The sequence below is a fragment of the Blautia sp. ZXY-1-B12 genome (assembly GCF_056339915.1).
On record NZ_JBWJVP010000183.1, the window covers coordinates 19,857 to 27,502 of the forward strand.

Here is a 7,646-nt window from a genome sequence, read left to right on the forward strand (position 1 = left end):
CTTTACCATTCTACTGTCTCTGTCCAGGTTTTCCCACTGGAAGGGAACATTTCTCCGAATCCCAGATCTGTAACCGTCACTTTACATTCTGCAGATGAGACATACTGTAATTCCAGCCGTAATCTGGTAGTCTTGTCCGGACGTAGCGGAATACCGGGCAGCATCATTCCTACCCTTCTTTTCTCCGGTCTGTGGTACGTGCTTACAATAAACACAAGCTCCTCTGTATCATCAAGAATAAATTCACAGGATGCCTTACTGTCATACCAGTTATTTCCTGCCTCGATCAGCGGATAATAGGTAGGAGAACCCATCACTCTCATTTCCATCCCCACATCAGCCATAACCAGAGAATCGCTTAAAAAGCGATATCCCTTTAATGCCTTGTTCTCTGTTTTCTCTTTCCTGCAGCGCAGGCACCCTTTGCAAAAAGATTATTTCCATAAAAAACCTTTCTTTTCTGATAGCAGAGTAACCTTACAGACTGTTCAGCCCAGTCCTGGGAAAATCCATCTCCTGTAATCTGAATGCTGGAAAACAGATCTCTGCCAAGTGTTTTCTGGACAAACTTACCGAATTCTGAATCTCTCTCCTGTCCCTCAGCAGGAAGTTCTGTCTCCACAGCTTCTTCCAGTTTTACAGTGACAGGCTTTGTTGCACCGTTCATTGTCATCTTGCGAAAAGACACGTTCTCCGGTGTAAAGGCATACCATCCCACACTGCGATTCCAGGTTTCTCTTTTCTGTGAGAGCACATAATAATAGAAGCTTTCCCCATAATCCAGCAGCATATATTTCTCATGTGGAAATCCAATTATCTCAAATGCTTTCTGGAAATTCTCAACCTGAATTTCCGTCAGCCCGGGCAGTGTCACCGCCACACATTTAGTATTTTTGACCAGTTCTGCCACTCCCAGAAATTTAAGCATTCCCTGCAGAAACTGAGCCAGGATCTCCCATGGTGCAAGTTCCTGTCCTTCCACCAGCACAGAATCACTTTTTTCACAGATTCCATAGACATCATCGATCATGACTCCGCCCTTTTCCCGGACAAAGTAATCTGCTTCCAGTCCTACGCAATAGTCTTTCTGCTCCGGTCTCCAGCACAGAATACAGGGAGCCTCATACTGATTTCCCCCCGCTTTCATAGAAAGAGAACGTGCCTCGTCTCCTTTTCTGTCATAATAACATATCTGAGAATACTCTTTGCCAAAATCAATTCCCACGATCAAATCACGAATTTCGTTCATTTGTTCCTCCCGGTTTCAGGACAATCTGTTCCTGCTCTTCTTTCTCGATCACAAACATCTTCTTCACATATTGTTCCTGGCGAAGATACTTCTTCACCTGTGAAAACACTTCTTTCTTTTTATCCAGTCTGCGTGCAGAGAGCATCTGATTGATCATATGATATTTGCTTACAGGTGTACCCTCAATCTTATTCATTGTAAGTACCCTCTCCTGTGTCCGATTTACCCGCTCTCCTGTTACTGATTCAAAATAATACCGCAATGTCTCCCCGTAGAACAATGTAAATGATTTTGCAAAAATACCTTCATATAAATCACGCAAAGGCTCTGTCTGATATTTCACCTGATTTCCGAGGCCTGCATCCAGTGCATAATAGAGTGTCACCTTTGCAGACGGATCTGCATGGTATTCCACAAAGGTTTTATCATCCAACTGATAAGGACTTAAGACAGATACCGGAAGTTTCCCGAAGAACGCAAAGTACATTCCCTGTTTCACACATTTCTGAAGAATCTCCTCTGCATTGCAAAGCTGTTTTTTCTCCAGCTTTTTTTCTTTGGAATACGCTTCCAGAAGAGCAAGACTGCATACAAAATCAACCGGCCATTTCTCATCATAAGCCCGCTCCAGCAGACTTCTTACAAAAACACTCATCGGATATTCTTTTACAAATGCACCATATGCAGTCTGCGTAAGATATGCTCCTGTAATACGTTCCTTTCCGCTGTGATGAACATAATCCTCCAGGATCTTCTCTCCCTCTTTCCTGTAATCAGAAGTAAACATCAGAAGGCCAAGAAGCTTCTCTTCCAGTTCATAAGTATCCATCTCAAAGCCCTGCGCACTTTTCCATACAGATATCAGTTCATCTACAGGACCAAATCTGTATTCCATAAGATACTTCAGGATCACTTCATCATATTTTCCGCGTCTGTATACATCCGATGCAAGGGCAAGCAATTCGTCATCCTCCTCCATCTCACATCTTGTCAGCATTCTGCTGGTCAGCTTCAGCTGGCTCTCTATGCGGATTCCTTCATATCCGAATTGGGAAACAATGGACATTGCCTGCTGATACATTCCTCTGGAGATCAGTACTTCCAGAAGAGCTGTTCTGTCTACAGCCGCATATTTCTTATAATCCATCTGTCTCAGATAATTATCTGCTTCTTCTGCTCTGGTGTGTTCGGAATAATAAGAAAGCAGCTTCTCTCTGATACATTTCTGATATTCATCTGAAAATTCCTCTGACTCCGGGATCCTCTGAAATGCCTGAAGATTCTCCGGTTTCAGTTCTGTATGCTCACTGCAGTGGAGTACCAGTCCCGGCTCTTCAATATGAAAACCAAGAACCTTATCTGTCAGTTCACGCTCATCAAATAATTTCTTGATATTATAATCTACTGTTGATACATATCTTCTCTGCTTCCCATCCTGAAACAGGATCACCGCATCATCTGTATAAATTCTTGGATAAGCTACGCCCTGGATACATGGGTAAATTTCTTCTTCCCTGAGCTGTTCATGACGCACGATCACATAGCGTATCTTCTTATCATCACAGTACAGTCTGTGTGTAAACAGCTTCTGCACGAGCAGTTTTGCCTGTCCTTCTGTTTTGGGATTGCTTAAAAATTCCTGATAAAGGACCGCATAATTCTCATTCATCCGTCCTTCTTTCGCCTTGCGCATGGCAAAAATCTTCATATGATCCCTGTAATCCGCATATGTCTGTGGCTGACGGCCTCTGTTTCCCACAATACTTGCATAAATAAATGCCTTTTTATCATCTGCAAGAGAAGTATTATTATAGGTAAAATACATCAGAAGGGGCTTTGGAAGTTCTCTCTGATAAGATGTATCCATTGTTTCCACATAATATTCATATATCCTTGTCAGACGGATCCCTTTCTCCACTGCCAGGGAAAACCATCTGAAATATTCCGGTTTTCTCGGATTTCCAAGCATGATATATCTGCAGATTGCTTCCAGCGTATCATCGGATTCAAAAGCATCGTATCCCATTGCCAGTGCTCTGTACATACTGGTACAAAATTCTCTCTCATACCCTGTAAGATAGGCAAATCTCATCACCAGCTCTTCTGTCAGAAGACCTTTCTCTCCCGCAAATAAAAATACCTGTGTCCAGAAACTGCTCATTCTGTGAAGAAGTGTTGTATCACTGCTGATATAATTCCATGCTTCCAGATACAGAAACGGAACTCCTGCAGCCTTTCTCAAAAAGTTCCTCCATCATAAATACCAGCCTTGAAGGGGAACCCTTATCCTCCGGATTCATCTCCAGCCAGAGTTTGAACAACAGGAAACTGTCTTCCTTCTGCAGAAAGAAATTGTACAGACGTCTTATCGCCTGTTCTCTGTCTTTGTGCAATCCTGTAAGAACGCAGAGATAAAGGTAAGCACCTGCCAGTTCCAGATTCTCTCTGACAAAGTTCTGATGTTTAAATTTCTTCAGAATTTCTCTTGCCTGCTCATCCTTTTCTTCCATATGAAGAATGTATGCTTCATACATCTGATATTCCGGATAATCACAGCCTTCTTCCCTTAACTGATTAAGGACAAATCTGCTGCTGCCGATCCATGTCTTACTGTCCATTCTTTTGCAGGAGTATTCTGCAAGGTCACGTAACAGTTCCAGCTTATGCCGTTTCACATGAATCTCTGTTTTGAGCTGCACTTTCGATTCCATGGATGCAGTGATCTGATAAGTCAGCTGCTGATAAGGACTCTTCACAGTGATCTCACCAAACTGACGTCCTTTTTTCAGCTTTTCTTTACGGATTACATATTCCACCTGATAATAGCTTCCTATAAAATCCTCATCTGTGACCACATGCCTGGAAACTTCCAGAAAATCGCCTTTCGCCTCTACCTCCAGCCTGAGATGTCCCCATCCGCTCCTCTGGACTGCAAAAGTTTCGCGGACAGATTCACTGATATCATAAAAGCTGTTCTGATCTGCCTTCAGTTCAATTTTTACAGGATCCTTTTTTCCCGTTCCGATCAGAAACTCTTCTACATGCTGAAATGTCACAGGCTGTTTTGAGAGTCCCTTATAAAGAGCTTTCTCTTTCTGTCCGGCATTTCTTAACAGAAGTTCAAATCTGCGGTCTGTAAAAACACGATATGCTTCTTTAAAATCGTCCTTTGCAATATTCACAAAGGTATCCATATCCGGCACATCTCCGGCTGCACTTTTCAGTTCTGCTTTCTCTGTCTGAATAAGAAATGGCAGCTTATATTCTCCAATGTCTGTGGTGAAACAAAGCCATCCCTCATGTCTCTCACCCGGGTGCATCCCCGCACCGTCAATTCCATACTGCAGTCTCACCGTAGTTCCCGAAAATTTCTCGGTTCCCGGTACCACGCGCCTGTTGGAAGATGTAATATATCCACGTATTTTCTGATTATCCTCTGTTCCGAAATACAGTTCCCCTTTGTACACATCACCTGCTTTCAGAGTCACTTCTATTTTGTCCTGCGAAAAAAGGAGCTGCGGATGTTCATGTCTGAAATTTCCACTTAATAGTTCTTCTATCGTCTTTTTCAAAATTGTTCACCTTATATCCTTGCTTAAATTACAGAGCTACTGTTCACAAGCCTATTGCATTTAATTATACACCACAAAACACATCCGCGCAACAATCCGCTCTTCAGCTTTTTCGTTACTGTTCACAGTAACGTAGACAAAATTCATTCCAGATTGTCTGCGGCAATGGAATTTTGGCTTGTATGTCTCGGGATTTTGGCATATTCATGCCAAAACACCTCGCGGGATAGTGGTGTGTGAACAGTAACGCTTTTTCTCCTTAATTTAATATTGCGCACAGTTAAATTGTCTTATATAATAAAATATATCTTATGATTAGAGCAGATAATTTCTTCATTGTACATTATTTATCAGAAATAAGTATCTGCTCATAAAGAACGGAGGTACTCTATGAAAAAATTAAAAGTATTTTCTATCTCAGCAATTCTTATTGCTATCTGTTGCTCTTTTTTATTTTCAGTTTCAGTATCCGCAGCATCAAAAAAACGTAACAAATTTGACCACAAACCCAGCGGAAACATTTATTACTATGATGAAAACGGACATACTGTAAAGGGACTTGTCACGATCCGCGGAAAGAAATATTATTTTAATGAAAAGGGAATCCAGCAAAACGGCTGGCAGAAGATCAAGGGAGATTATTATTTCTTCCAGATCCGCAACGGCTGTTATGCCTCCATGGTAACTTCCCGGCGTGTAAATGGTATTTATCTTACCAAAAGTGGAGAAGCACGCTATAACAGTGAAGAAAAAAGAAAATTGAACCTTATGGTCACAGCTAACCAGGTCATGCGTCGTGTGACCAAAAGAAATATGTCCAAACCAGAGAAATTATGGAGATGTTATCTGAAGGCAGTCAGCTACGGATACGGTGGCACCGGCAATGACTACGATTTCCGTTACTATTACTCAAACTGGGATGTCAGCTATGCGGAGGATATGTTCTACCGGGGGCATGGCGACTGTTTCGCTTTTGCATCTGCATTTGCTTACCTGGCTAACGCAGTCGGATTTGAAGCCAAGGTTATCTCATCAGGCGGTCATGGATGGGCTGAGATCAAAGGAGAAGTCTGCGATCCGAACTGGGCAAAAGGCACAGGACATATCGAAAGATATTACCGTATGAGTTATGACCTCAGTGGTGTAGACGGACGTCCCTATTATAGAGGAAACAGGGCGTATGTAATTACAATCTGATCTCATCCGGACATTTTCTGACATATCAGGCAGATAAAACTATACGCTTCGCTGCCTGATTTATAGTAATCCTCTAAAATAACGCATCTTAATCCAAAAAGTTCCGGGTATCTGTATCTGCCAGATGTCCCGGAACTGTTACTGTTCACTCCGTTCGTTACTGTTCACTCCGTTCTCAGTAACGTTGCCAAAATTCTCTATCCTGAGTTGACTTTCCTTTCTTTATATCGTATCATTAAATATTATTCATTCAAAAATATTTTTAAGAAAGAGGTTATCATCCATGCAGAATAACAAAAATTTTCTGGGCACAGAACCTGTTGGAAAGCTTCTTTTAAAGCTATCCATTCCAACAGTGATCGCCCAGCTCATCAACATGCTTTATAACATTGTAGACCGTATTTACATCGGCCACATCCCGGGGGAAGGCAGCCTGGCACTTACCGGTGTGGGAGTCTGTATGCCCATCATCATGATCGTCTCCGCATTTGCGGCACTGGTCAGTTCCGGCGGCGCACCAAGGGCTTCTATTTACATGGGAAAACAGGATAATAAATCTGCTGAGAATATATTAGGCAACTGTTTTATTCTTCAGATTATTATCTCTGTTATCCTCACTGCCATTTTACTGATCTGGGGCAGAGATTTATTACTGGCTTTTGGCGCCAGTGAAAACACCATCAGTTATGCAACAGATTATATGCATATTTACGCTTTCGGTACCTTGTTCGTACAATTAACCCTTGGTATGAATGCATTCATCACTGCACAGGGATTTACCACATTTTCCATGGTTTCCGTCCTGATCGGTGCTGTCTGCAATATTGTTTTAGACCCTGTATTTATCTTTGTTTTTCATATGGGGGTACGCGGTGCTGCACTGGCAACTGTTATCTCACAGGCAATTTCCACACTCTGGGTAGTTTTATTCCTCTGCGGCAAAAAGACACAGCTTCACCTCAGGAAAAAGCATCTCCATCTGGAGGCAAAGGTTGTTCTTCCCTGTATCGCACTGGGACTTGCTGCTTTTATCATGCAGTCAAGCGAAAGTATTGTAACTGTCTGCTTCAATTCATCCCTGCTTCGGTACGGCGGTGATATTGCGGTGGGAGCCATGACCATCCTGACCAGTGTTATGCAGTTTGCCATGCTTCCTCTTCAGGGAATTGCGCAGGGAGCACAGCCAATTTCCAGTTATAATTACGGTGCCAAAAACGCAGACAGAGTAAAGAAAACTTTTCGTTTGCTTCTGATCACCTGTCTGTCATATTCTGTACTCCTCTGGGCTGCTGTACAGCTTGTTCCCAGAGTATTTGTAAGCATTTTTACGGCAGATACAAGTCTTATCGAATTTACTGCACCAATGCTTAAAATCTATCTGGGTGGTCTGTTCCTCTTCGGTATCCAGATTGCCTGTCAGATGACCTTTACCTCCCTTGGAAAGGCAGTAAACTCTATTATTGTTGCTGTTGTCCGTAAGTTTGTACTGCTGATCCCGCTGATCTATATTATGCCTCATATGATATCTGATTCAACAACAGGCGTATATATGGCAGAACCCATTGCAGATATTACTGCTGTGATCTTTACCTCTGTTTTATTTACATTTCAGTTTAAAAAGGCACTGG

The 7,646-nt window shown here is 42.3% G+C and carries 4 protein-coding genes and 1 pseudogene; 2 read left to right on the top strand and 3 right to left on the bottom strand.

Going from position 1 to position 7,646, the window contains the following annotated elements; genetic code table 11:
* Positions 1–2: 2 nt before the first annotated feature.
* From AC075L_RS10190 to AC075L_RS10200, 3 genes and pseudogenes are all read right to left on the bottom strand, one after another.
* Positions 3–1,249, bottom strand: a pseudogene (locus AC075L_RS10190) (DUF5716 family protein).
* Positions 1,233–3,491 carry a DUF5717 family protein gene (locus AC075L_RS10195; protein WP_476387606.1) on the bottom strand — a complete coding sequence of 753 codons (2,259 nt, stop codon included), beginning with the start codon at positions 3,489–3,491 and terminating at the stop codon, positions 1,233–1,235. Before AC075L_RS10195 ends, AC075L_RS10190 begins: the two are co-directional and overlap by 17 nt.
* A complete protein-coding gene (locus tag AC075L_RS10200) occupies positions 3,430–4,821 on the bottom strand; it encodes a DUF5717 family protein (RefSeq protein WP_476387607.1) in 1,392 nt (463 codons plus the stop codon). The genes AC075L_RS10195 and AC075L_RS10200 overlap by 62 nt, the downstream gene beginning before the upstream one ends.
* A 390-nt stretch (positions 4,822–5,211) precedes the next feature.
* On the opposite strand from AC075L_RS10200, the gene AC075L_RS10205 reads away from it, so the two are divergent.
* On the top strand, positions 5,212–6,018 hold the full coding sequence (locus tag AC075L_RS10205; protein WP_008704200.1) for a transglutaminase domain-containing protein: 807 nt from the start codon (positions 5,212–5,214) through the stop codon (positions 6,016–6,018).
* Between the two features lie 283 nt (positions 6,019–6,301).
* The coding region (locus AC075L_RS10210; RefSeq protein ID WP_476387608.1) for an MATE family efflux transporter at positions 6,302–7,646 on the top strand (1,345 nt) is incomplete at its 3' end.

Coding starts and splice junctions, on each gene's coding strand:
- AC075L_RS10205 (WP_008704200.1), top strand. CDS start 5,212: ATGAAAAAATTAAAAGTATTTTCTATCTCAGCAATTCTTATTGCTATC.